Below are 20,963 nucleotides of genomic sequence, written 5' to 3'. Positions count from 1 at the left end.
GTTAGTTGTCTGGGACAATATCAACTCGTAGGCTATCCCCATGAAACTGTTGTAAGAACTTCGGCCGCACCTTAATGTTGACCATTTCAGCCGGGAGAACGTAGCGGATTTTCTTCTCGTAGATATCTCCGAGACGCAAGACACAGTTTTCCATCGGCTTACGAACTCGCATATACACCGTGTGGTCGCGATCGCTCGAAATGGTTTGGGGGACACAGTAGCCGACATTTTCCCCGGCTGTCAGACGAATGTTATCGGGGGGCGGCTGTTGTCCTCGGGCGTAGAGTCCGGCGTTACGTCCGGCGAGTTCTGACTCCTGACTGACAAAATCCACTAAATCGTGAATATGAACCGTATTCCCACAGGCGAAAACCCCATCTTTGCTGGTTTCCATGGTACTGGCCACTAGGGGGCCGCTGGTCACGGGGTCGAAGCGTAGGTTCAACTGACGGGCTAATTCGTTGTCGGGAATCAGGCCAATGGACAGCAACAGGGTATCACAGGGAATCCGCTGACTGCGGCTCATATCGGGGGTAAAGCCCTCAACTGGGGCGACGGTCACGGCTTCGAGGCGATCGCCCCCATGAATATCGACCACAGTGGTGGACAAATGCAGGGGAATATCGAAGTCATGCAGACATTGAACAATGTTGCGGTTCAAGCCGTTAGCGTGGGGCATAATCTCATAGACACCGACCACTTCAACCCCTTCTAGGGTTAGCCGTCGAGCCATAATCAAGCCAATATCCCCTGATCCTAAAATCACGGCTCGATTTCCCGGCAACAGGCCCATCATATTGACAAAGCGTTGGGCTAAGCCAGCGGTGAGAACCCCTGAGACTCGGGTTCCGGGGGTGCGAATGGCGCCTCGGGTGCGTTCTCGCGCCCCCATCGCTAACACCACCGCCTTACTGGAGAGAACATTCACCCCAGCCTGGCCGGACATGAGTTTGACGCGGTTGTCTCGGTCTAAATCCAAGACATAGCTATCGGTGGCCAGGTCGATATCTTGATCTAAGACCTGTTCGAGATAGCGTTGAGCGTATTCGGGGCCGGTGAGTTCTTCTTTGAAGTGATGTAGGCCAAAACCAGGGTGGATACATTGCAGTAGGACCCCTCCGGCTTCTTTTTCGCGATCGACCACTAGGACTCGTTCGGCGCCGCTTTCTTTGGCCCCGATCGCCGCTCCCATTCCCGCCGGGCCACCGCCGACGACCACCACGTCATAGTCAGGTTTTAGATGTTTGGGATTGGTAATTAGCATGATTTGGACACCTCTTCTTGTCGGGGACGGGCCACCCAGGAGTCTCCGCCGCGTTTGGTAATGGCGGTTAGGGGAAGGTCGAGTTCTTCGCTCAGTAGCTGCATACAGCGTCCGGTACAGAAACCTCCCTGACAGCGTCCCATCCCGGCGCGGGTGCGGAATTTGATGCCATCGAGGGTGCTGGCCCCGCGACGAATAGCATCTCGGATCTCGCCTTCGCTGATAAATTCACAGCGACAAACGATCCGCCCATAACTGGGGTCTTTTTCGGCCAGTTCGATTTGTTCTTCGGTTGAGAGACTCGCGAAATGGATGGGTTTGGGAATGGTGGGGATGAAGTCGTCTTTGGGGGTGAGGGATAAGCCTTCATCCCGTAGGATCTCGACGAGGAGGGTGGCGATCGCCGGGGCGGCGGTTAAGCCGGGGGACTGGATTCCGGCGACGTTGATGAATCCCGGTTTGGCGGTGGGGCCGATGATGAAGTCTTCGCTGCCGGTGACGGCCCGCAAGCCGGCAAATTCGGCGATGCAGTCGCGAGGGCTAATTCCCGGAACGACCTGAGTCACGCTGTTGAAGACCTGTTGACCGCCTTCGGCGGTGGTGGTGAGGTCTTCTTTGCTGTCTACATATTCGGCGGTGGGACCCACCATGAGGGTTCCGTCATAGGTGGGAATGACGAGGATTCCTTTGGAGACGGGGGTGGGACAGGGGAAAATAACGCGCTTGACAAAGCCGTTGAGGCGTTTGTCGAGGAGGTATTCTTCGCCTTTGCGGGGGCGGATGGAGAAGGTCGCCACTCCGGCCAAGTCCGCCATTTTGTCGGCGTAGAGTCCGGCGGCGTTGAGGATGAAGCGCCCCTGTAGGGTTTCGTTGGGGGTGATGACGCGCCAGTGGTCTCCCTCTTGTTCGATGGCGGTGACGCGGCGATCGCATTTGATGTCAACACCATTGCGGGCGGCACTTTCGGCTAGGCCGAAACAGGCTTCGTAGGGGTTAATGACGCCGGTGGTGGGGGCGTAAAGGGCGGCGATCGCCTCGGTGCTGATTTGAGGTTCTTCGGCTTGAATGCGGGCTTTGTCCCACAGTTCTAAGCCGGGAACCCCTTTGCGCTTGCCATAATCTTGCAGTTGGTCGAGGGTGGGGAGTTGGTCTTCGTCCATGGCGACGGTGAGTTCACCGATGCGCTTAAAGCCAAACCCCAATTCGTCGCAGAGGGTATCCCATTGTTGGTTTCCCTCCCATTCGAGTTGTCCTTTGAGGGTTTCTGGGGGACCGTGATGGCCGCCGTGGATGATGCCGCTATTGGCTTTGCTGGTTCCAAACCCGACTTCTCCTTCTTTTTCAATCAGGGCCGTGGTAATGGCATAGCGACTCAGTTCGCGGGCAATGGTACAGCCAATTACACCGCCGCCAATAATCAATACGTCGTAAAGCATGGCGAACCTTGTAGCAGTGGGCAGTTAATAGTTAACAATTAACGGTTATTAACGGTTACAAAATTGTTATTAACTATTAAGTTTGGGAATGTTAGGAGTGATAGCTTGACAAAAGGTTTGTTATGTGATATTTAACCTTTGCCAATTTGGGTTTTGGATTCTCAAACCGGTGAGTAAGCGGGTTAACAACAGCCAAAACCATCGATATCAACTCGTATTTTCAGTATAACGATCAAGTTTTGGCGGATTACCGCTGAACTCTTAAATTGTTGTGAATCTTTGTAGTTGGTTTGAGATTCTCGGGGAGATCTCGATCGCCTCTGGGCCAACTCCGTCTCTCTACATGAGTTCACAAGGGCTAGTTCACAATCGCCAAACGCCGTCGTCGTTGAGCGAGTTCACTGGCTAAGGCGATCGCCGCCAGGGTGCTAGTGGTACGAGCCAATCCTCGGCCGGCAATATCAAAGGCGGTACCATGATCGGGGGAAGTGCGAACAAAGGGCAAACCAATCGTGGTATTCACCGCTAAATCAAAGGCCATGAGTTTAACCGGGATTAACCCTTGATCATGATACAACGCCAGATAGGCGTCGGAGACTGGCACATCAGCGGTTTCAAACCAGGCCCGTCCTGGATTCACCCAGAGGGTATCTGGGGGAGTCAGTCCCCGCAACTTCACCCCTGGGCGTTTTTGCCGTTCGGCTTCTAACCAAGGAGAAAGGCGATCGATTTCGTCGCGTCCGAGTTCTCCCGCTTCGCCGCTGTGGGGATTGAGTCCAGAAATGGCGATATCGGGGGCCGCGATGCCAAAATCTCGTTGGAGAGACTCCACCAGTAAATCGAGTTTGCTCGTCAATAACTCTGGGGTGAGGGCTTGGGGAACCGCCTCTAGGGGAATGTGGGTGGTGGCCAGAAGCGATCGCAAGGTCCAGCCGGTATGGGGCGATCGCCCCACGAACATCATACCCACGCGATCGCAGCCGGCCCCCTGAGCCAAACATTCAGTTTGTCCTGGATAGAGATGGCCCGCTTGATGCCAAAGAGACTTCGCGATGGGTGAGGTGACAATCGCATCAAACTCCCCGGCCCGAGTTCGGGTGATGGCGTCTTGTAGATAGGCGAAACTCGCATCACCCGTGGCCGCTGTTCCCTGGCCAGGATGAACTGGCTCACTATCAATATCAATCAATTTGAGGTCTTCAGGATCGCGAAGGGGTTGGCAGCGATCGCTCCACCGCGTCACCTCGCACGTCTCCCTCAGCCGCTGATAGGTGTCCTGCAACACCCGCCGGCTACCAATCACCGTAATATCTGAAACGGGGAGCTGCTCATCGGACAAGGCCTTAAGCACAATTTCTGGGCCAATTCCAGCCGGATCTCCGAGGGTGAGGGCAAGACGGGGTAGTGACATGGGGAAGAAGAAAACAGGGAACAGGTAACAGGGAACATCGGAACACCGGAACAGGCAACAGGCAGAACCCACCCTTAAGACGGCTAGATTGAGGAGGATTGTAGCCCGAGGTCTTCCTTGCTCAAAACAGAAACGCAGCAAAAGTGGTAGAATCCCAGTGAGCTACGAGTCCCGAACCTCGTTTAGGCCAACATTATCAAACTACATTGAGATCACAACTATGAGCGGAGAAATTTTCAACGCAGCCATTCTTTCATCCACCCTAATTTTGGTCGGCCTCAGCTTGGGCTTCTTGCTTCTCAAAATTGAAGGAGGGGAAGAAGCCTAAGACCTCGCAACCATGGGTAAGGGAGGAACGCCCTGTCCTTACCCGTGATTACCCGTGATCCGGCTCATCGAGATGTTCTGCAACCTCATGATAGAGAGTTGCCACATGATCATCTTGGAGATAGTAAAAAACATTACGTCCCTGCCGACGATAGCCCACAATGCGATGGGCGCGAAGGGTTCGCAGTTGATGGGACACCGCTGACTCGCTCATATTGACCACAGCCGCAAGGTCACAGACACATTGATCTCCCTGAGACAAGACCGAGAGAATCCGCAGACGGTTGGGGTCGCCCAGACAACTGAAAAAAGCTGCCATCTGCTGTGCTTTGTCCACATCAAGGAGGCGCGATCGCCGCGATCGCACCTCCGTCAAGTCCACCGGATGGCGAACGGAACAATGGGGGGACTGAGTTGCCCGAGTGTTGGCCTGAGTGTGCTGAAGTTCATCCATAATTATGTCTACTCTAGCGCAAAGAAGACCCTCTCCCCAGCCGGAAACTCCCCAATCGACGGCTCGGAAACCGTCAACCGAGGCCAAATCCTCCGGGCGAGTCCCTCGGCGATCCGGCAAGTATGAGAATGTTGCGGTGGTGTCGTTAATATATGTTAACATTTCTGACAAGTTAGAGTCTGCCCAGTCTGTCGTCTTGTCTCGATCCTGATTGCGCTGGGAGTTGTATCAGGAGGAGCGACTGTCGTTACTGAGATCCCCATGAGCCTATTAATCGTTGGTGCCACCGGTACCCTAGGAAGACAAATTGCCCGTCAAGCCATTGACGAAGGATATTCCGTTCGCTGTCTTGTCCGCAGTTTCAACCGAGCCTCCTTTCTGAGAAAATGGGGCGCCGAATTAGTCCGTGGGGATCTCTGCGATCCAAGTACCCTTCCGCCTGCCCTCGACGGCATCACCCATGTCATCGACGCCGCCACCGTCCGAGTCACCGACTCTTTAAGCGTCAAAGAAGTCGATTGGCATGGCAAAGTTGCCCTCATCCAAGCCGCTCACCAAGCTGGAGTTGAACGATTTGTCTTCTGTTCAATTCTCAATAACGACCAGTATCCCCATGTTCCCCTCATGGAAATCAAACGGTGTACCGAGCGGTTCCTAGCCGAATCAGGACTCAACTACACCGTCCTACAACTGGCAGGATTCATGCAGGGACTCATCGGACAATACGCCATCCCCATACTCGATAACCAACCCGTTTGGCTAACGGGCAAAGCCGCTCCCATTGCCTACGCCAACACCCAAGATATCGCGAAATTTGCCGTCAAGGCCCTCAGCCTGCCCGAAACCGCCAACCAAACCTATCCCGTCGTCGGAACTCGGGCCTGGAGTGCCGAAGAAATCATCCAACTGTGCGAACGACTCTCAGGGCGAACCGCCCGCATCACCCGCGCTCCCCTGGGCTTATTGCGAACCGTCCGTCGGGCGGCCCGCTTCTTCCAATGGGGCGCCAACGTCGCCGATCGCCTCTATTTCGCCGAAGTCTTAGCCTCCGGGACTCCCCTGGCCACCAGCATGGATGACGTGTATCCTGTCTTCGACATCAACCCCAACGAGATGACGACCCTCGAAGCCTACCTACAGGAATATCACAGTCGCATTATGAAGAAACTCAAGGAAATCGAGTACGAACAGGAAAAAACCAAAGCGCGGAAAAAACGGCAGCGATCGCCCTTCAAATCATCAGATTAATTGCAAATTAATTGCAAACAAGGGTAAACCTAAACCTTGTCTTCGGGAAAATTCGTGGGAAGATAGCCTGGGATCACCTCGATCCCACCCCTGACTGCTGAACGTACAACTAAGAGGTAAACTCCGAGCGTGCCGAAAGTTGGCATTATCTACAACGAAGCTAAACCCGCCGCCTGTCGCGTCAAGACTCAACTCGAACAGGATCTCACCGCCCGAGGATGCCAGGTGCGGGTTGCTACCGGAATGGGCGGTATCCTCGGTCACTCCAAACCCGACAGTCCCGTCTGTCATACCCCCATTCATGGACTGGTTCCCCCTGGATTTGAGAAAGACTTTGACTTTGGGATTGTCCTAGGAGGCGATGGAACCGTCCTCGCCGCCTTCCGTCAAGTTGCGCCCCTCGGGATTCCCCTATTAACCGTCAACACGGGACATATGGGATTTCTCACCGAAACCTATCTCAGTCAACTCGACAGTGCCTTAGACGCGGTCTTTAAGGGTCAATACCGTATTGAAGAACGCACCATGGTGACGGTGCGAGTGCTGCGACAGGACACTGTTCTCTGGGAAGCCCTCTGTCTCAACGAGATGGTTTTGCATCGCGAACCCCTAACCAGTATGTGCCACTTTGAGGTCATCGTCGGCGAACATTCCCCCGTCGATATTGCCGCTGACGGGGTGATTGTCTCAACCCCCACCGGTTCAACGGCCTACGCCCTGTCTTCGGGGGGGCCAGTCATCACCCCCAACGTGCAGGTGCTTCAGCTTGTGCCAATTTGTCCCCATTCTCTGGCTTCGCGGGCCTTGATTTTCTCAGATACCGAACGGGTGCAAGTTCTCCCCGCCACCCGAGAACGGATGATGATGGTTGTCGACGGTAACGCCGGCTGTTACGTCCTCCCCGACGATCGCGTCATCATCGAGAAGTCCGACTATATCGCCCGTTTTGTCCGTCTGCGTCCCACGGAGTTTTTCCGGGTATTACGGGAGAAACTCGGCTGGGGATTGCCCCATATTGCCAAACCCACTTCTGTGGAACTGCCCTAGAGACCCAAGCCGATCCCCCAAAGACGTTAAGATATATAAAAGGCTGAATCACACCCTCTACGCGAGTCTAAGCAAGTCTAAGCAAACAGTCTATTGCAGCTACATTTACCGAGCCTCGGAAGTATCCTATGAACCTACCGATTCAAGCTGTCCAATCTCCGTATTACGGCAGTTCCCCTAATCGAACTCCGCCGCCAGATTTACCCTCTCTGCTACTCAAAGAGCGAATCGTCTATCTGGGGATGCCCCTGGTTTCATCGGTAACGGAGTTGATCATCGCCCAACTGCTGTACTTGCAGTACGATGATCCCGATAAGCCGATCAAAATCTATATTAACTCCACCGGAACCTCCAACTATGGTGGGGAACCCGTCGGCTTCGAGACGGAAGCCTTTGCCATCTGCGATACCCTCAACTACATTAAACCGCCGGTTCATACCATTTGCCTAGGAACGGCGATGGGTATGGCGGCGATGCTGTTATCGTCAGGAACGCCCGGCTGTCGTGCCAGTTTGCCCCATGCCTCGATTATCTTGCAACAGCCAAAAAGCTTTGCCCAAGGACAAGCCACGGATATTCAAATTCGGGCCAAAGAAGTCCTGGCCAACAAAGCCACCATGTTGGAGATCTTTGCTCAGAATACCGGCCATTCCGTCGAGAAAATCGGCAAAGACATGGATCGTTTGTTCTATATGACTCCAGAACAAGCTAAAGAGTATGGTCTCATTGACCGGGTTCTCGTCAGCGAGAAAGGTGATAAACATACCCAAGAACTCGCCGGCGTGTCCTAAGTTTGGCTTTATCTGTCCTAATCTGTTCTAAGCCGACGTTATACCCTAACGCCCCTGTGGGGCCTGCAACTGTCTTTTTAAGGGAGAATTTAACCAATGCCCATTGGCGTGCCTAAAGTTCCGTATCAAATGCCTGGGGATACCTATACCCAGTGGATTGATATCTACAACCGTCTCTATCGTGAACGGATTATCTTCATTGGCCGGGATATTGATGATGAACTGGCGAATCAAGTGATTGCGGTGATGCTGTATTTGGCGTCAGAAGACCCGGATAAGGACATCATGGTCTATATCAATTCCCCCGGTGGTGTGGTCAGTTCGGGTATGGCCATCTATGACACCATGCAGCATATTAAGGCGGATGTGGTGACGATTTGTGTGGGGCTGGCGGCCTCGATGGGGTCGTTTCTGTTAGCCGCCGGAACTCCCGGAAAACGCCTGGCGTTACCTCACTCCCGGATTATGATTCACCAACCCTCTGGGGGAACCCGTGGACAGGCCAGTGACATTCAGATTGAGGCGAAGGAGATTCTACGGATTCGTCATCAGTTGAATGGCATTTATGCGGCCAATACGGGACAGTCGATTGAGAAGATTGAGAAGGATATGGACCGTGATTTCTTCCTCTCGGCAGAACAAGCCAAGGACTATGGTTTGATCGATCGCGTCCTGGAAGGAAAGCCGGTCTAATTGGCTAAACTGGGCTTCCCTCGGCTACAATCCGGGGGAAGTCTGCTTTTTTTTTGCTGTTTGTTGCGCTCGGGTTGCGCTCGGGTTGCGCGTTCGTTGAACCTCCATGGAGTTACTTGATTGTTATCGCCTTTTGGGATTAACCCCGCACGCCACCGTAGCGGAGGTGAAAGCCTCCTATCGGTCTTTGGCGCGACGGTTGCACCCGGATCTCAATCCTGGACTCTCGCACGATCGCTTTGTCCGTTTGCATCAAGCCTATCAGGTCCTGTTGGAGGTGGTTCCCCACTCAGCCACTCCAGCGTCGGGGCTAGATCCTGATCTGTCTCAAACCCCCGTCCCGACGACGGCCCCGCCACCGAGGACGACAAGAACCACAACGAGAACGACAAGCAACCCCCCAGGCCAACCGCCGGAGAACCCAAGGACGACGACTAACCCATCGTCGCCACCCCGCGCTTCATCCCAGTCCGCATCCCAGGCCGCACCCCAGGCCGCATCCCAGGCCGCATCCCAGGCCGCGTCTCCGTTTTGTCATCATCCCCAACTGTCCCCCTTCGAGCGTCAGTTGAAGTCCCAGGCTTACTATCGGCTGCAAAAGCTGCTGGGCCAGGGAAAATTTGCTCATGCGATCGCCCTAGTGGAAGGGTTATCTCAACGTCTCTCGGTGGATGTTGAGGTGCGTCAATGGCAAGCGGTGACCTATCAACGGGTGGCCCGTCAGGCGATCGAGCAAGGGGAGTTTCGTAAGGGCCGGATTTATCTCAATAAAGCGTTGCGAACCGATCCTCATAACCGCAGTCTCCGCCAGGAAGTGGAACGGGATTTTCGGTATTTGCAACGACAGGTTCGACAACGCTCGTCTCGTCGAGTCAACTCCTAGACGATGCGTGACTATGAGTCGTTGCGGAAGGCGGGTAGGGGAGAGTTCGGGAATTGCCGAGAGGGAACGGGGGCCGTGAAGGGCTGTTCCTGGGGGGTGTTCGCTTGGCTGTTGTCGGTGTCAGGCAGGGGTTGGGAAACTGGGTTCGCCGAAGAACGATTGTCTTCTGCGGGGCTGCTGCGACGGGGATCGTCGCCAAATTCGATGGTGTTGGAGGTCTCTGATGGGTCAGTCTCTTGCGGTGAGGGACTGCGATCGCGAGAGGGTTCGGGAACGCGGTTGGGAGAGTCGGGACGAGTTTGGTTGGCGAGTTGGGCCAGGGTTAAATCATGGGTGAGGTAGATATGGCCTAGGGTTCGGCCTTGGTAGGTGCGGCGGGTGAATCGCCAACCGGAATCGAGGTAAATGCGGGAAAACTCCCCTTCGGCCATTCCCCGAGTTCGGCCAATTTCTAGGCGGGGTAAGTTGCGATCGCCCCCGATGGGAACCCCCACCAGGACCAGTTCTCCACCCCGTTCGACGACTCGTAGATTGTACTGAACGCCGAGATCTTGTTCTCCGGCCCGAATCGAGTAACCGTTGCTGTCTGTGCCACGACCGCAAATTCCGGTAAAGTCAAAGTTGAGCAGTAAGGGGTCGACGCGGGTGGGGTTGCTTCCTTCTTCTTGCCAACAGGGCCGCTGATTGGAAAGTTGTTCAACCACGAGTAATTGATAGCCGTTGGTGCGTCCGACGGGGGCGGCGATCGCAATCACCTGATTCGCGTCAATTTCTCGTTGGTCAAACCGTGCTGCTACCTGAGATGAGGCGTTATCTTTGGTATAGCCTCTAGGACTGCTGGCGATGGCATCTGGGGCGATGGTGACGGCCAAGCCAATCGCCGTGAGTCCCAAAACAATCTGGTGTTTAATCTGTTGTCTGAGGAATTGCATGAGTTTCAGGTTTACTTTGCTGTGATCTGTGCGAACGGTCTGTGCGAACGGGCAAAGTTCTCGTGAACCGGTCTGATGAACCGGTCTTGTGAACAAATGAGGAACACTTATATTAAGAACACCAATTGCTCAACTGTCAAGTTAAACGGTCAAGTTGAACCGTCAAGTTTAAGGGTCACCTTGAACGGGTTTAAGCATCCCAGGGGTCTCGGGTCGTCTCAGAGTGCATCTCCGGCTGACTCGGGGAAAGTTTCGCTTCTTCGACGACGACCATTTGCCGAGAGATTTGGTTCTGAGGATCTCCGGACCAGCGATCGAGGAAATCTTTAAAAAAGGCTTCTTCTAACCAGGTTTTGGTCACCACCGCCAAGGGAAGGGCTAAAATCAGCCCCAGTAAGCCCAGAAAGGTGGCAAAGAAGATTTGCGCCGTTAACGTCACCGCCGGTAATAGGGAAATTTGTTTACGCATCACCATGGGACTAAACCAGTAACTTTCCACGTTCTGAATGACGAGATATAAAATGAGAACTCCCAGGGCTTTTAAGGGGGTATCGAGGAGGGCAACAGAAATCGGAAAGATAACACTTAAAATTGGGCCAATGTTAGGAACAAAGTTAAAGACACCGGCGAGGAGAGCATGGGCAAACACAAAGCGAACTTGTAAAATCGCTAAGCCAATGGCACTGAAGCTGGCGACGAAGATGGAGTTAATCACAATTCCTCCCATCCAACCGAGTAAGACTTCTTCGCAGAGAGTCAATATTTCATCGGCACGCCGTCGGTAAAATGAGGGAAATAGACGAATTAATAGGTTGCGATAGGAGGTGGGATCAACGAGAAACATCACCGTCAATACCAAAACAAAGAGGACTTTTAAAAGGACTGCCAAGGAGTTGGAGAAGAAGGTGACAAAGTTCTCAACAACATTCTGGGCTAGGGGACCGACTTGTTGAGCTAGTTCCGAGAAATTCGGGAGTTGCAGTTCGTCAAGATTCAGCCAAACGGGGGGAGAAACACGGACTTGATCCAGCCAATTTAGAAATCGTTGAAAGCCGACGGGGGCAAGTTCGATAAGTTGTTGAAACTGATTAATAAACGGAGGAGCGACTAGGGTGAAAAATAGAGTTCCAAATAGACCGACGAGGATAAGAGAAATTAAAACCGCCAACTCCCTAGAGGGTCGAAACCCTAATCGTTTTCCCCAATTTTGTAGGAGACAGACTAGGCTGTTGAGGGCGATCGCCAAGACAACGGCACTCATGACCAACAGCAGCGCTTCACGAAATTCCCAGAGAATGACGAGAGCAATTATAAAGCAAATAACGGCAATCCAGTCACCTAATTTCACGACAAAAAATTACTCCTGATTGTTTTTTTATGAAGAGTTTTTATTAAGATACGAACGTCCCATCGAAGCCCCTGTTGCCAAATTTTGCTATCTCAAACATCCCGTTTACACCTCTAAGGAGTGGTTTAAAACGGAATGAGACTGGCTTGAGTTACGTCGAGGATCTACGTTTGCTGAAGATAATTTCAGCCAAGGCTTTAAGGGCAAAATGGGGTAGAGCTAACATTCTACGCCAGCGCCAGGGTTCTTGGTAAAGTCGGTACGCCCATTCTAAATGATTATCGCCCATCCATTTAGGCGCTCGCGGTTTGACGCCGCCCCAAATGTCAAAACTTCCCCCCACACCAATCCAAATGGCTTGGGGACAGTGATGGCGATGGGTTTGAATCCAAAGTTCTTGGCGGGGAACACCAAGGCCGACTAAAATCACTGCTGGCTGTTGTTGGTCCAACGCTTGTAGGAGTTGTTGATGTTCGTCGTCGCTGAGATAGCCGTGATAGACGCCGCTGAGGTTCAGTTGAGGATACTGTTGGCGTAGGTTGCGGGCGGCCTGTTGGATGACCTCGGGTTGACCGCCGTAACAAAACACCGTCTCTTGGGGGGAGAGTTGCGAGATGAGGTTTTGGGCGAGTTCGATTCCCGGTTGGCGTTTGAGGGATTGGCCGATCAGTTTTAGGTAAAGCACAACTCCCGCGCCGTCGGGAATGACGAGTTCGGCGTTGTGGATGGCTTGGGCGAGTTGGGGGTTGCGTTGGGCTTGCATGGTCATTTCGGCGTTGAGGGTCACGACATGCAGGCCCTGGTGTTGCGTCAGTTGCGATCGCAACCACTGGCTATAGTCTGAATGCAGATGAACGGGACTTCCGAGAATGGTAACAGTGGGTAGGGGGTCGGCGATCATGGCATGATTGAGGGATTGGCTCGATTTGGCTTAATGTTGGCTCGATTGTATCTGGATTTGCTATGTCTTTAACCCTCGATCGCGTTTCTCTACAGGCGGCTTCTCGACGGTTGACGCTACTCGAGGAGATTTCTGTGGCCCTAACCCCAGGCGATCGCTTGGGGGTGGTGGGGATTTCTGGGGCGGGGAAATCCCTGTTGTTGCGGTTGTTGAATCGTTTGCAAGATCCGACAGCGGGGGAGATTTTTTGGGGCGATCGCCGGCTGACGGAAATACCCATTTTGGAGTTACGCCGTCAGATTGTTTTGGTTCCCCAAGAGTCGAGGTTGTTGGGGATGACGGTCAACGAGGCCATGGCCTATCCGTTGCGATTACGAGGCTTGGGGGCGGCGGAGATTCAAGGGCGAGTGGATCGCTGGTGCGATCGCCTCAAGATTCCCTCGGATTGGCTGGGAAAAACGGAGTTACAGTTGTCTGTGGGACAACGCCAATGGGTGGCGATCGCTCGGGCCTTGGCCACGGAACCACAAATCTTGCTGTTAGACGAACCCACCTCAGCCTTAGATGTGGGGCGGGCTGAGATGTTAATGGGGGTCCTCTCGTCGCTGACTCAGGAGCGATCGATGATGTTGGTGATGGCCAATCATCAGTTGGATCTGGTGCGTCAGTTCGCCTCGATGGTGTTACATCTGCAAGGGGGACGTATGATAAGCTGTTGCCCAGCGACGGCGGTGGATTGGCAACAACTCCATGAGGATTTTATTGCGGCGCGTCAACGGGTTGATGAGGACTGGGGAACTGTCAGCAATGGATAATGGATAATTGGCGATTGACAATTCAATGCTAAGAGTGAAGACTTAACATTTGACCGATATCCATTGACAAGCTTTTGAGCAAGATTGAGGTTAAAACAGTCCCCAATCAGAAGACCGTAGCAGTTTGAGTTGTTCGAGACGTTGGCTAAAATAACTATGGTCGAGACGACTGTAGTTGTTCATCATGGTGTTGTTGACGGCGATCGCCCAACTCCAGAGATGGGCGGCTTGGGTGAGGGGTTGAAACCTTTGGGTTTCGCTCGCATCGAGGGGGCTGACGCTTTCATAGCCACGGAGAAATGCGTCTCGGATGTGGCGACTAATACCGGTTCGTAGGGCGATATGGAGGAATTTGGCCACATCGAAGGCCCGCCAGCCATAGCCACATTGGTCAAAATCAAAGAGGGTGACGCGGCCATCGGGGGTGAAATGGGCGTTTCCACTATGGGGATCTCCCCAGCAAATGGTCCAGTAGGGTTCGGATTGGGGGAGGTTCTCTAGGGCGGCTTTACTGTCGGCGACGGCGGTTTCGAGATAGTCGCGATCGCGATCGCGCCCGGAGAAGAAGGGAGCGATGATATCGAGGGAGCGATCGAATAAATACTCTAGGGATAGGGGTTCTCGGTGATAGCGACTGCGAAATAGATGGGCGGTTTCATGGAGTCGGGCTAGGGTTTCTCCGAGGAGTTGGCTTTGTTGAGGATTGACATCACCGAGGGGAACGTCGCCTTCGGCGAAGACAAATAAGGCGGCGTAGCGTTCTCCTTCGGGGGCGTTGATTTCGACGGCGAGACGGTTGTCGGTGGTTCGCAGGGGGTAGGCGATGGGTAAGCAGCGATCGCGACAGAAGGCTAAAAAGTCGAGTTCAAAATAGACATCGGAACGACTGCGCCAGTGATGATGGGACACTCGTAAAATGTAGGAACGGCTGAGGGTTTGCACGAGGTAAACATCACTTAAACCCCGGTTCCAAAACTGACAGGCGATGACGCGATCAATGTCATAGGATGATAACACTTCTGAGATCAAGGCTTGGGGGGACAAGCTGGAGTAGATGGTGGGGAAGGTTGGGCGATCGCTTTTAGGTTGAGTACCCGGATGGGGGCGCATCACAGACACTCGCTGGGCATCAAGGGATTGAAGCCGGGTCGGGGCGGGATAGAGTTGCATCATAGTAGGTGGGGAGGAACGCGATTCGCTTCAGGCGTGAACGTCGGGCCTGAAAAAAAGCTGTGGCGATACTGTCGGATTTATGAGTCATATTTTAGATCAAATTGCTCTTTATTAACAGTTTCATTTACCAATTTTTGCTTTATCCTTAGAGGTTCTGGGTCTTCATCAATTTGCCGTTTAATTGTCATGATATCCTAACAAGTTGATCGGCAAAAATGCGTCCCAAATGTAACATTTAAGACAGTTTTTTGGGAAGCGTTGCAGTACCGAGATCCGCGACTGAGGTGTGAGTTGTGGGCCGAGCTGCTTTAAAATGGCTAAGTTTATCGTGGTTGCAACAGATTTATGGAGGTTCTGGTTAAACAATTCAGCCCATCTCAACGGCAGCAGTTGCGGCGATCGCTCCTAGAGTGGTATGGCCAGCAGGGGCGATCGCTGCCCTGGCGCGATCAGCCCACCCCCTACCGGGTTTGGATTTCCGAAGTCATGTTGCAACAAACCCAAGTCAAAACCGTTCTGCCCTACTTTGAACAGTGGATGCACCAGTTTCGGGACATTCCAAGCCTGGCCCAAGCTGACTTGCAAACGGTTCTCAAAGCCTGGGAAGGACTGGGGTATTATGCCCGCGCCCGCAATTTGCACCGTAGCGCCCAACAAATCTGCGATCGCCACCAAGGAGAGTTTCCCAAAACCTATGATGAAGTATTAGCCCTTCCCGGAATTGGCCGCAGTACCGCTGGAGGCATTCTCAGCGCCGCCTTTGGCCAAGCCTATCCCCTCCTCGATGGCAACGTAAAACGAGTCTTAGCGCGACTGATCGCCCTCCCGGTTCCTCCAGCGAAGGCGTTGGGGCAACTCTGGGATCTCTCCGCCGAGATTTTAGATGATCAGCATCCTCGGGACTTCAACCAAGCCATCATGGACTTAGGGGCCACCTGTTGCACCCCCAAAAATCCCACCTGTTTACTCTGTCCTTGGCGGCCCTTCTGCCAAGCCTATCAAACCCATCAACAACAGCAGCTTCCCATGACTGAAAGCCGTTCGCCCCTTCCCCACAAACAAATTGGTGTGGCCGTAATTTGGAACGATCGCCAACAAATTCTCATTGATCGCCGTCCCGACGAGGGCTTACTGGGCGGATTATGGGAGTTTCCCGGCGGTAAACTCGAAGCCGGAGAATCCTATCAGGACTGTGTTCGCCGTGAAATTCGCGAGGAACTAGCTATTGACGTTGAAGTGGGCGATCATCTGATGACCGTCACCCATGCTTACAGTCACTTCAAGGTTTCGCTTCATGTCTATCACTGTCGTCATGTCGCGGGCGATCCTCAACCCTTGGAATCTCAGGAAATCCGCTGGGTGACTTTGGATGAACTCGATCAGTTCCCCTTCCCCAAAGCCAACAGCAAGATCATCGCCGCCCTGCGTCACCCCCCTGGCGAGTCACCATAGGGGAACCCCGGCTTGGGGGAAGCCGGGGTTGGGGGGTATTCCCGTTGCGGGAATCTTTTTCTATTATACGATGCGGACGAAAGGACTTGAACCTTCACACCTTGCGGTACTAGAACCTAAATCTAGCGCGTCTACCAATTCCGCCACGTCCGCGTTGAATTTTCGCTTTGACATTCTAGCATGGGCAGGGGGGGAAAGGCAAGAGGGGGAGAAGAAGGGAACAGGGAACAGGGAACAGGGGGTTAGTGGGCGATCACCACTTCAACGGACTGATACGGGGTATCCCGTTGTTGGGAAGTCACCCAGGGGTATTGCCTGCACTTTACCATAAACTACAACTGAATTGACTTCTCCCACCAACTCAGTAATGGATGATTTTTGTGGGGGATGTATCTCCCTTGGACTCGGATAGCTGTCAAAACTTCTCGTAACTGAGGCTGGGATACTTTCCTACGATCTGCCCAATTTTTGATAATATCTAAGCTTGAAAATATCTTAAGACTATCAGACTGAGTTTTAGCAAATGATATTGCTTTTCTATCATCCGTTGCGATCGCCCAACCGCGATTAACTCCAATGGCTAAGGTGGCTGATTCTCCATCATCTTTCATTTCTGCGACATAGTTGATAAATAGCTCCTCTTCTCGCTCCGATTCAAAATCGACGACTAACAGTAACTCGTTTGCGATAGATTTTTCAAACTCAATGATGTTTGACTTCCCTTGACTCTCTTGATCTTGCAAATTGGTTAACGTAATCAGTTCCCGTTCTCTCACCACTTCAGTAACAACGGCTTGTGTCGGTATCGATTCCAGGATTGATGTGAATTGACCCGAGGCTGAAATATTCAAAAGACAACAAGCATCGAGGACAATGTGAGAGTGATCAGTTAGCATTAGAAGTCTCCCTCACCCCTTAAACTTGTCGTAAGTCTAAATGAGCAGATTCGTGCTCTAATCCGCTTGAGTAGTTTCGTAACGATTCAGCTATTCGACGAGCTTCCAAACGGTTCACATTCAACAAGTCAGAAAATCTTCCTTCAGTAATCATCCCTTGGTCTAATGCTTCAATAGCAAGATGTTGGTAGTGAATGGGTACGGTATCCGCACGATATGCTAGGTCTTCTAAGCCAAGTTCTCGTTGTACTTGCTTAACTTTTAAACCTCGATCTCGCAACTGTTCCCAAGTCCCATATGGCAAAAGCTTCATGTCTTGTAGGCGATAAACCAAGGCTTGTATTGACACACCATAATAGTGAGCCAAAGTAAATAGATTGGTCGGTGTAAATTTACCTTGCGATCGAGCAATATCATTAAACCGTTGAAGAAGTCCGCTGGTTGGCATCAAAAAATATTTCGGAAAGGCTTCCGCTAACTGCTCGCTCCTAGGCACTCTTTCCCATTGATTGTCATAATCAATGACAGGCTTTCTACGATGGGCCAAAAAATGTAGATACCCATGAGCCATCGACCAGCGTCGCCTTTCTTCGTAATGGTTGAGATTGATCGCCATGCAACCGCCAAGCTGTTCCTGGTACTGGTAAATCTCAGAAAACTTTGCAGGCATTTTCAAATAAAAGACACGAATTCCCACACTTTGCTCCAGAATATCCCGCAACGCTAAAACTGGACCATCACCGAGTCCTAATCGCTGCCGTTCTCGTCCGGCAATGCTTTCGGCAATTGTATCGATAGAACTATTTAGATTTTCATACTCCACATACTCAGGGGGATAGTTTTGAGGGAGTGGAGACTCCATAAGCTGTTCAAGTTCTAAGTAGTTTTGACACAACTGCTCGAATTTTTGAATGATGGCCTGTATCTGAGTGTCATCCTCTGAAGTTCGTCTGAAAGCTGCCCGAAATTGAACAGCAAAAGGCTGAGTCATTGAAGGCGAGGCCATGAAATCACTAACTGGTCTTTCATAAAGACGAGCTAATTGGATTAATTCCTTAGGCTTAATCTGTCGCTCGCCTTTTTCAATGGCAACCAAAGTTGTTCGTGCTACATTAATATCCCGTGCTGCATCGGCTTGAGTTAAACCACGCTGTTTACGGCACTGCCGTAAACGCTCACCTAGTTCACGCAAGTTTATATGATTTGGAATTTTAGTAGTCATTGTGGTTTACTCTCGACCTTATGGAACGATGTCCCGAGTCTTGTGTGAGCCGATTGGATTTCTCGAAAAGTCCCTCCAGAGATGAAACTCGACATGACCCCACTCATTAATATAAGCCTGAAAAAGCTTAATTAAGTTTATTCTAAATTCTTCTTCGGTTATCCCCTCCATTGTAGCAGTTTGATCGACAATATCATCCAAGACTGGAAAATTTTTAGTCAATGATATCCATTGAGATTGTCTCGTTTTTGATTCCTTGAATATTTCTCGCAGAGTATTGACTTGAATCCACATATTATCGAGAAAAATACAATCCTCGTTCGTTCCCTGTTTTGCGTGAGGAACTATGTAGTGGTTCTTGTCATTTAAGTTTGATGCGAGGATAGCTTGTCTTCTTAGAATACAAGATGAACAATAGCCACATTGTACGGGTTTACGTCGATGGGGACGATCACAAGATTGTGTTAATGCGGATAAATCAGCTTTTTTATTCCTTGCAAGTGATTGACACATTTGGGCTTTTGTAGAAAATAAGAAAGGATTTCGGATCTTAAATATCTCTCCAAAAATATCTGAGACCAAGTTGCTTACTTTGAGCAACGTTAATGGGTGAGTGGAACGAGAATGATCTAGTCCTACAGTAGATTCAGTATAAGGAAGGTTGATGGCACCTATACCGTTTTCATATAAATTTAAAACATTACAATCCATTAAATAAGCATAAGCAGAACCCAGCAAAGTAAAAACAACCCCTCGAGTTCTAAGCATTTTCTTTTTTGAGGATCTCTTTTCCTTATGCTCAAGACTAAATGTTAGCTGAGATAAGCTAACACGATTTATAAACTCTCGCTGTAGTTCCTTGAATCCTTTGTGTTGACGCTTGGATACAATTAAATTAGCCCCTGTACCAAACAACATAAAAGATTTTTTATTATTAGATGTCAGACGAGTATAAAGACCAGCCAGAGCATCAAGTCCACCACAGTAATGGTGCATGTCGCTTTGATTGATAAGTTTGGTAACTCGGTCACTTAAGGCTCCCCAATCAACTGATTTATTACACCGGTTTGGACTAAGTTCATTGGAAAGCAGTTTCTCTAATGAACAAACTAGAGTAATTGGTTGATCTCCTTTCCCTTGTAGATCTTTTTTGAGTGCCTTGAGCAACTCGCGAGTACATGGTTCCTCATCAGCGCTCTGCTCACACAGTATTCGATATGGGTTGCGGTAAAATCCCTTTATTTTGCTGTGAACAATATCGCCATCGGGCATGACATCACGTAAAACTACTGGGAGGGTTGGAAGCTCCGTGATTGATCGCGGAGAGGAAAACCGACTCAAGCGGCTTTAGCCGCCAGCACCCCCTTGCGGGGTGGAGGGGTATGGTTGCCCCTCCATGGAGCTATGGTTGGCTTTGACTCCCTTGCGGGGTAATGTTTGCTATGCGCTAACGCGCACGCTGCGCGAACGCTAATGTTCAGAGTCGGTACTTTCCCAATCGCACTGTCTTAACCCCTTAGGACTGTTTAACGATTCGGTTCTAGAGCCGGGAACTAGCACGCATTCCCGGGTAGGAACTTTAACTCTTGCTCTGAACGTAGCCAGTTAAGGCTTAAGCTGGTCAGCTACCTGAAAGCGGGGGGAACGAAGCCCCCGTGCTTCAGCCGGGGGTGCTGACTAAAACACCTTGCTAGGGCATTCGGGTTGTGAACTTACGAACTCGTTGTCGCAGCTTGGATTTTCTCTTGCTGTTCAATCACTAACCGCAGGCTGGGAAACAGAAAATGGTTTTCTTCGACGTATTGTGCGCCAAATAGACCTTTCTCCGCCCAAAAATAGCGGTCAGTCGTATGCTCGTTGCGCTTGACTAAAAGTAGTGCTGGGGGCGCAATCTGCTCAGATTTGATATACTTACGTGCAGCCGTGACGGGTTTATCTTCACCGCTCTCAATACTATACTGAGGCACGTGTTCTAAGATTCTTCGTCCTTCTTGACGGCGACGGCTCTTTCTCTTGCGTCTTCTTGCCAAGGTGTATTACCTCCTCTGTTTGCCGACGGGTTGTAGTGATAGCTACCAAAACCGAGCAAAATATATCAGATCTTGACAAGATTATCAACTCCTTTTGGTGAATTCTATAAGTTATTTTTAAGGGTCTATTCACCGTACAGAAACACCTTCAGGCGTTCCCACCCCTAACCAGGCTGTTACAAAAATTAACAAAGCTCTCAGAAAATGGAGCGATCGGGGCAAGGATGGGAGGGATCACCGGCTGATGATTAGGGACTCAGGGGCAGTCTCAGACCGAGAATTGACGCGAAGCGTAATGTCAACATTAACCATGAGTTCCGAATTGATATTGTTATGCCAAGAGCAAGTGGCACTCCTAGAGAACACCCTAGGAGCATCCCCAGTCGTCGTCTATATCGCCGAAACCTTCCTCGGGGGCAACGACCACAACCTCGTCCCAGCCATTGCCCGGCCCGACCATCGCGTCGCCTGGGACGACATCTGCATCCATGACGATCGCCAGCACGGTGCCGAGATCCAGTTGCGCTCAGCCGAACCCAACCGCCAAAGACGTCCGCGCGATCGCCCCGAAACCGTCATTCTCTCGGCCAGCGGTCAAGCCCATCCCCCCCTCCCTCCGGCTCCCGCTCCCCGCATGCAC

21 protein-coding genes and 1 tRNA gene are annotated in these 20,963 nt (G+C 51.6%); 9 read left to right on the top strand and 13 right to left on the bottom strand.

Annotated features, from left to right (window positions below):
- Position 1 precedes the first annotated feature (1 nt).
- From R6U67_RS12515 to pdxA, 3 genes are all read right to left on the bottom strand, one after another.
- Positions 2–1,264 carry an NAD(P)/FAD-dependent oxidoreductase gene (locus R6U67_RS12515; protein ID WP_410252854.1) on the bottom strand — a complete coding sequence of 421 codons (1,263 nt, stop codon included), beginning with the start codon at positions 1,262–1,264 and terminating at the stop codon, positions 2–4.
- Entirely contained in the window at positions 1,258–2,700 is a 1,443-nt protein-coding gene (locus tag R6U67_RS12510; RefSeq protein ID WP_410252853.1) for an NAD(P)/FAD-dependent oxidoreductase, read from the bottom strand. The genes R6U67_RS12515 and R6U67_RS12510 overlap by 7 nt, the downstream gene beginning before the upstream one ends.
- A gap of 358 nt (positions 2,701–3,058) precedes the next feature.
- Positions 3,059–4,111, bottom strand: coding sequence for a 4-hydroxythreonine-4-phosphate dehydrogenase PdxA (gene pdxA, locus R6U67_RS12505; protein WP_410252852.1), 1,053 nt, complete (start codon positions 4,109–4,111; stop codon positions 3,059–3,061).
- A gap of 220 nt (positions 4,112–4,331) precedes the next feature.
- Between pdxA and R6U67_RS12500 the strand changes: the two genes are divergently transcribed.
- Complete coding sequence (locus R6U67_RS12500; protein ID WP_068789438.1) at positions 4,332–4,439, top strand: PetM family cytochrome b6-f complex subunit 7; 108 nt, start codon at positions 4,332–4,334, stop codon at positions 4,437–4,439.
- Between the two features lie 48 nt (positions 4,440–4,487).
- Here R6U67_RS12500 and R6U67_RS12495 read toward each other — a convergent pair whose 3' ends face one another.
- Positions 4,488–4,892 carry an ArsR/SmtB family transcription factor gene (locus R6U67_RS12495; protein WP_410252851.1) on the bottom strand — a complete coding sequence of 135 codons (405 nt, stop codon included), beginning with the start codon at positions 4,890–4,892 and terminating at the stop codon, positions 4,488–4,490.
- Positions 4,893–5,153: 261 nt separating this feature from the next.
- Between R6U67_RS12495 and R6U67_RS12490 the strand changes: the two genes are divergently transcribed.
- The 5 genes from R6U67_RS12490 to R6U67_RS12470 all read left to right on the top strand — a co-directional run bounded on the left by R6U67_RS12490 (position 5,154) and on the right by R6U67_RS12470 (position 9,554).
- Positions 5,154–6,140, top strand: coding sequence for an SDR family oxidoreductase (locus R6U67_RS12490; RefSeq protein WP_410252850.1), 987 nt, complete (start codon positions 5,154–5,156; stop codon positions 6,138–6,140).
- 129 nt (positions 6,141–6,269) lie between these two features.
- Positions 6,270–7,187, top strand: a complete 918-nt coding sequence (locus R6U67_RS12485) for an NAD(+) kinase (protein WP_410252849.1) — start codon at positions 6,270–6,272, stop codon at positions 7,185–7,187.
- A 128-nt stretch (positions 7,188–7,315) separates the two neighbouring features.
- Positions 7,316–7,978 carry an ATP-dependent Clp protease proteolytic subunit gene (locus R6U67_RS12480; RefSeq protein WP_410252848.1) on the top strand — a complete coding sequence of 221 codons (663 nt, stop codon included), beginning with the start codon at positions 7,316–7,318 and terminating at the stop codon, positions 7,976–7,978.
- 96 nt (positions 7,979–8,074) lie between these two features.
- Complete coding sequence (locus R6U67_RS12475) at positions 8,075–8,671, top strand: ATP-dependent Clp protease proteolytic subunit (RefSeq protein ID WP_410252847.1); 597 nt, start codon at positions 8,075–8,077, stop codon at positions 8,669–8,671.
- 106 nt (positions 8,672–8,777) lie between these two features.
- Positions 8,778–9,554 (top strand): J domain-containing protein, encoded by a 777-nt coding sequence (locus R6U67_RS12470; RefSeq protein WP_410252846.1) that lies wholly within the window; start codon positions 8,778–8,780, stop codon positions 9,552–9,554.
- 11 nt (positions 9,555–9,565) lie between these two features.
- On the opposite strand, the gene R6U67_RS12465 is transcribed toward R6U67_RS12470, so the two are convergent.
- The 3 genes from R6U67_RS12465 to R6U67_RS12455 form a co-directional block, all read right to left on the bottom strand.
- A complete protein-coding gene (locus R6U67_RS12465; protein ID WP_410252845.1) occupies positions 9,566–10,486 on the bottom strand; it encodes a DUF3747 domain-containing protein in 921 nt (306 codons plus the stop codon).
- 190 nt (positions 10,487–10,676) lie between these two features.
- The gene (locus R6U67_RS12460) at positions 10,677–11,834 is read right to left on the bottom strand and encodes an AI-2E family transporter (RefSeq protein WP_410252844.1); all 1,158 of its coding nucleotides are present in this window, start codon (positions 11,832–11,834) and stop codon (positions 10,677–10,679) included.
- A 151-nt stretch (positions 11,835–11,985) separates the two neighbouring features.
- A complete protein-coding gene (locus tag R6U67_RS12455; RefSeq protein WP_410252843.1) occupies positions 11,986–12,735 on the bottom strand; it encodes a WecB/TagA/CpsF family glycosyltransferase in 750 nt (249 codons plus the stop codon).
- A gap of 62 nt (positions 12,736–12,797) precedes the next feature.
- Between R6U67_RS12455 and R6U67_RS12450 the strand changes: the two genes are divergently transcribed.
- Complete coding sequence (locus R6U67_RS12450) at positions 12,798–13,550, top strand: ATP-binding cassette domain-containing protein (protein WP_410252842.1); 753 nt, start codon at positions 12,798–12,800, stop codon at positions 13,548–13,550.
- A 90-nt stretch (positions 13,551–13,640) separates the two neighbouring features.
- Here the strand turns inward: R6U67_RS12450 and R6U67_RS12445 are convergent, their stop codons facing one another.
- The gene (locus R6U67_RS12445) at positions 13,641–14,723 is read right to left on the bottom strand and encodes a phosphotransferase (protein ID WP_410252841.1); all 1,083 of its coding nucleotides are present in this window, start codon (positions 14,721–14,723) and stop codon (positions 13,641–13,643) included.
- A 345-nt stretch (positions 14,724–15,068) separates the two neighbouring features.
- On the opposite strand from R6U67_RS12445, the gene mutY reads away from it, so the two are divergent.
- Positions 15,069–16,175 carry an A/G-specific adenine glycosylase gene (mutY, locus tag R6U67_RS12440; RefSeq protein WP_410252840.1) on the top strand — a complete coding sequence of 369 codons (1,107 nt, stop codon included), beginning with the start codon at positions 15,069–15,071 and terminating at the stop codon, positions 16,173–16,175.
- Positions 16,176–16,246: 71 nt separating this feature from the next.
- Here the strand turns inward: mutY and R6U67_RS12435 are convergent.
- From R6U67_RS12435 to R6U67_RS12415, 5 genes are all read right to left on the bottom strand, one after another.
- A tRNA-Leu gene (locus tag R6U67_RS12435) sits at positions 16,247–16,328 on the bottom strand.
- A 179-nt stretch (positions 16,329–16,507) separates the two neighbouring features.
- Complete coding sequence (locus R6U67_RS12430) at positions 16,508–17,071, bottom strand: hypothetical protein (protein ID WP_087706423.1); 564 nt, start codon at positions 17,069–17,071, stop codon at positions 16,508–16,510.
- A gap of 19 nt (positions 17,072–17,090) precedes the next feature.
- A complete protein-coding gene (locus R6U67_RS12425; protein ID WP_410252839.1) occupies positions 17,091–18,293 on the bottom strand; it encodes an ImmA/IrrE family metallo-endopeptidase in 1,203 nt (400 codons plus the stop codon).
- A gap of 18 nt (positions 18,294–18,311) precedes the next feature.
- A complete protein-coding gene (locus R6U67_RS12420) occupies positions 18,312–19,565 on the bottom strand; it encodes a 7-cyano-7-deazaguanine synthase (protein ID WP_410252838.1) in 1,254 nt (417 codons plus the stop codon).
- 440 nt (positions 19,566–20,005) lie between these two features.
- Positions 20,006–20,323, bottom strand: coding sequence for a DUF3155 domain-containing protein (locus R6U67_RS12415; RefSeq protein WP_410252837.1), 318 nt, complete (start codon positions 20,321–20,323; stop codon positions 20,006–20,008).
- Between the two features lie 310 nt (positions 20,324–20,633).
- Between R6U67_RS12415 and R6U67_RS12410 the strand changes: the two genes are divergently transcribed.
- Positions 20,634–20,963, top strand: a 330-nt coding sequence (locus R6U67_RS12410; protein ID WP_410252836.1) for a hypothetical protein, incomplete at its 3' end; no start/stop codon positions are given.

Source organism: Sodalinema sp. (assembly GCF_046483825.1).
GTDB lineage: Bacteria > Cyanobacteriota > Cyanobacteriia > Cyanobacteriales > Geitlerinemataceae > Sodalinema.
The sequence above is the reverse complement of the archived record's forward strand: the minus strand, read 5'-3'. Positions and strand labels throughout refer to the sequence as shown.

What these genes read in the sequence shown, in the direction of transcription:
- R6U67_RS12515 (WP_410252854.1), bottom strand. Translation starts at nt 1,264, where the DNA reads ATGCTAATTACCAATCCCAAACATCTAAAACCTGACTATGACGTGGTG.
- R6U67_RS12510 (WP_410252853.1), bottom strand. Translation starts at nt 2,700, where the DNA reads ATGCTTTACGACGTATTGATTATTGGCGGCGGTGTAATTGGCTGTACC.
- pdxA (WP_410252852.1), bottom strand. Translation starts at nt 4,111, where the DNA reads ATGTCACTACCCCGTCTTGCCCTCACCCTCGGAGATCCGGCTGGAATT.
- R6U67_RS12500 (WP_068789438.1), top strand. Translation starts at nt 4,332, where the DNA reads ATGAGCGGAGAAATTTTCAACGCAGCCATTCTTTCATCCACCCTAATT.
- R6U67_RS12495 (WP_410252851.1), bottom strand. Translation starts at nt 4,892, where the DNA reads ATGGATGAACTTCAGCACACTCAGGCCAACACTCGGGCAACTCAGTCC.
- R6U67_RS12490 (WP_410252850.1), top strand. Translation starts at nt 5,154, where the DNA reads ATGAGCCTATTAATCGTTGGTGCCACCGGTACCCTAGGAAGACAAATT.
- R6U67_RS12480 (WP_410252848.1), top strand. Translation starts at nt 7,316, where the DNA reads ATGAACCTACCGATTCAAGCTGTCCAATCTCCGTATTACGGCAGTTCC.
- R6U67_RS12475 (WP_410252847.1), top strand. Translation starts at nt 8,075, where the DNA reads ATGCCCATTGGCGTGCCTAAAGTTCCGTATCAAATGCCTGGGGATACC.
- R6U67_RS12470 (WP_410252846.1), top strand. Translation starts at nt 8,778, where the DNA reads ATGGAGTTACTTGATTGTTATCGCCTTTTGGGATTAACCCCGCACGCC.
- R6U67_RS12465 (WP_410252845.1), bottom strand. Translation starts at nt 10,486, where the DNA reads ATGCAATTCCTCAGACAACAGATTAAACACCAGATTGTTTTGGGACTC.
- R6U67_RS12455 (WP_410252843.1), bottom strand. Translation starts at nt 12,735, where the DNA reads ATGATCGCCGACCCCCTACCCACTGTTACCATTCTCGGAAGTCCCGTT.
- R6U67_RS12450 (WP_410252842.1), top strand. Translation starts at nt 12,798, where the DNA reads ATGTCTTTAACCCTCGATCGCGTTTCTCTACAGGCGGCTTCTCGACGG.
- R6U67_RS12445 (WP_410252841.1), bottom strand. Translation starts at nt 14,723, where the DNA reads ATGATGCAACTCTATCCCGCCCCGACCCGGCTTCAATCCCTTGATGCC.
- mutY (WP_410252840.1), top strand. Translation starts at nt 15,069, where the DNA reads ATGGAGGTTCTGGTTAAACAATTCAGCCCATCTCAACGGCAGCAGTTG.
- R6U67_RS12430 (WP_087706423.1), bottom strand. Translation starts at nt 17,071, where the DNA reads ATGCTAACTGATCACTCTCACATTGTCCTCGATGCTTGTTGTCTTTTG.
- R6U67_RS12425 (WP_410252839.1), bottom strand. Translation starts at nt 18,293, where the DNA reads ATGACTACTAAAATTCCAAATCATATAAACTTGCGTGAACTAGGTGAG.
- R6U67_RS12420 (WP_410252838.1), bottom strand. Translation starts at nt 19,565, where the DNA reads ATGCCCGATGGCGATATTGTTCACAGCAAAATAAAGGGATTTTACCGC.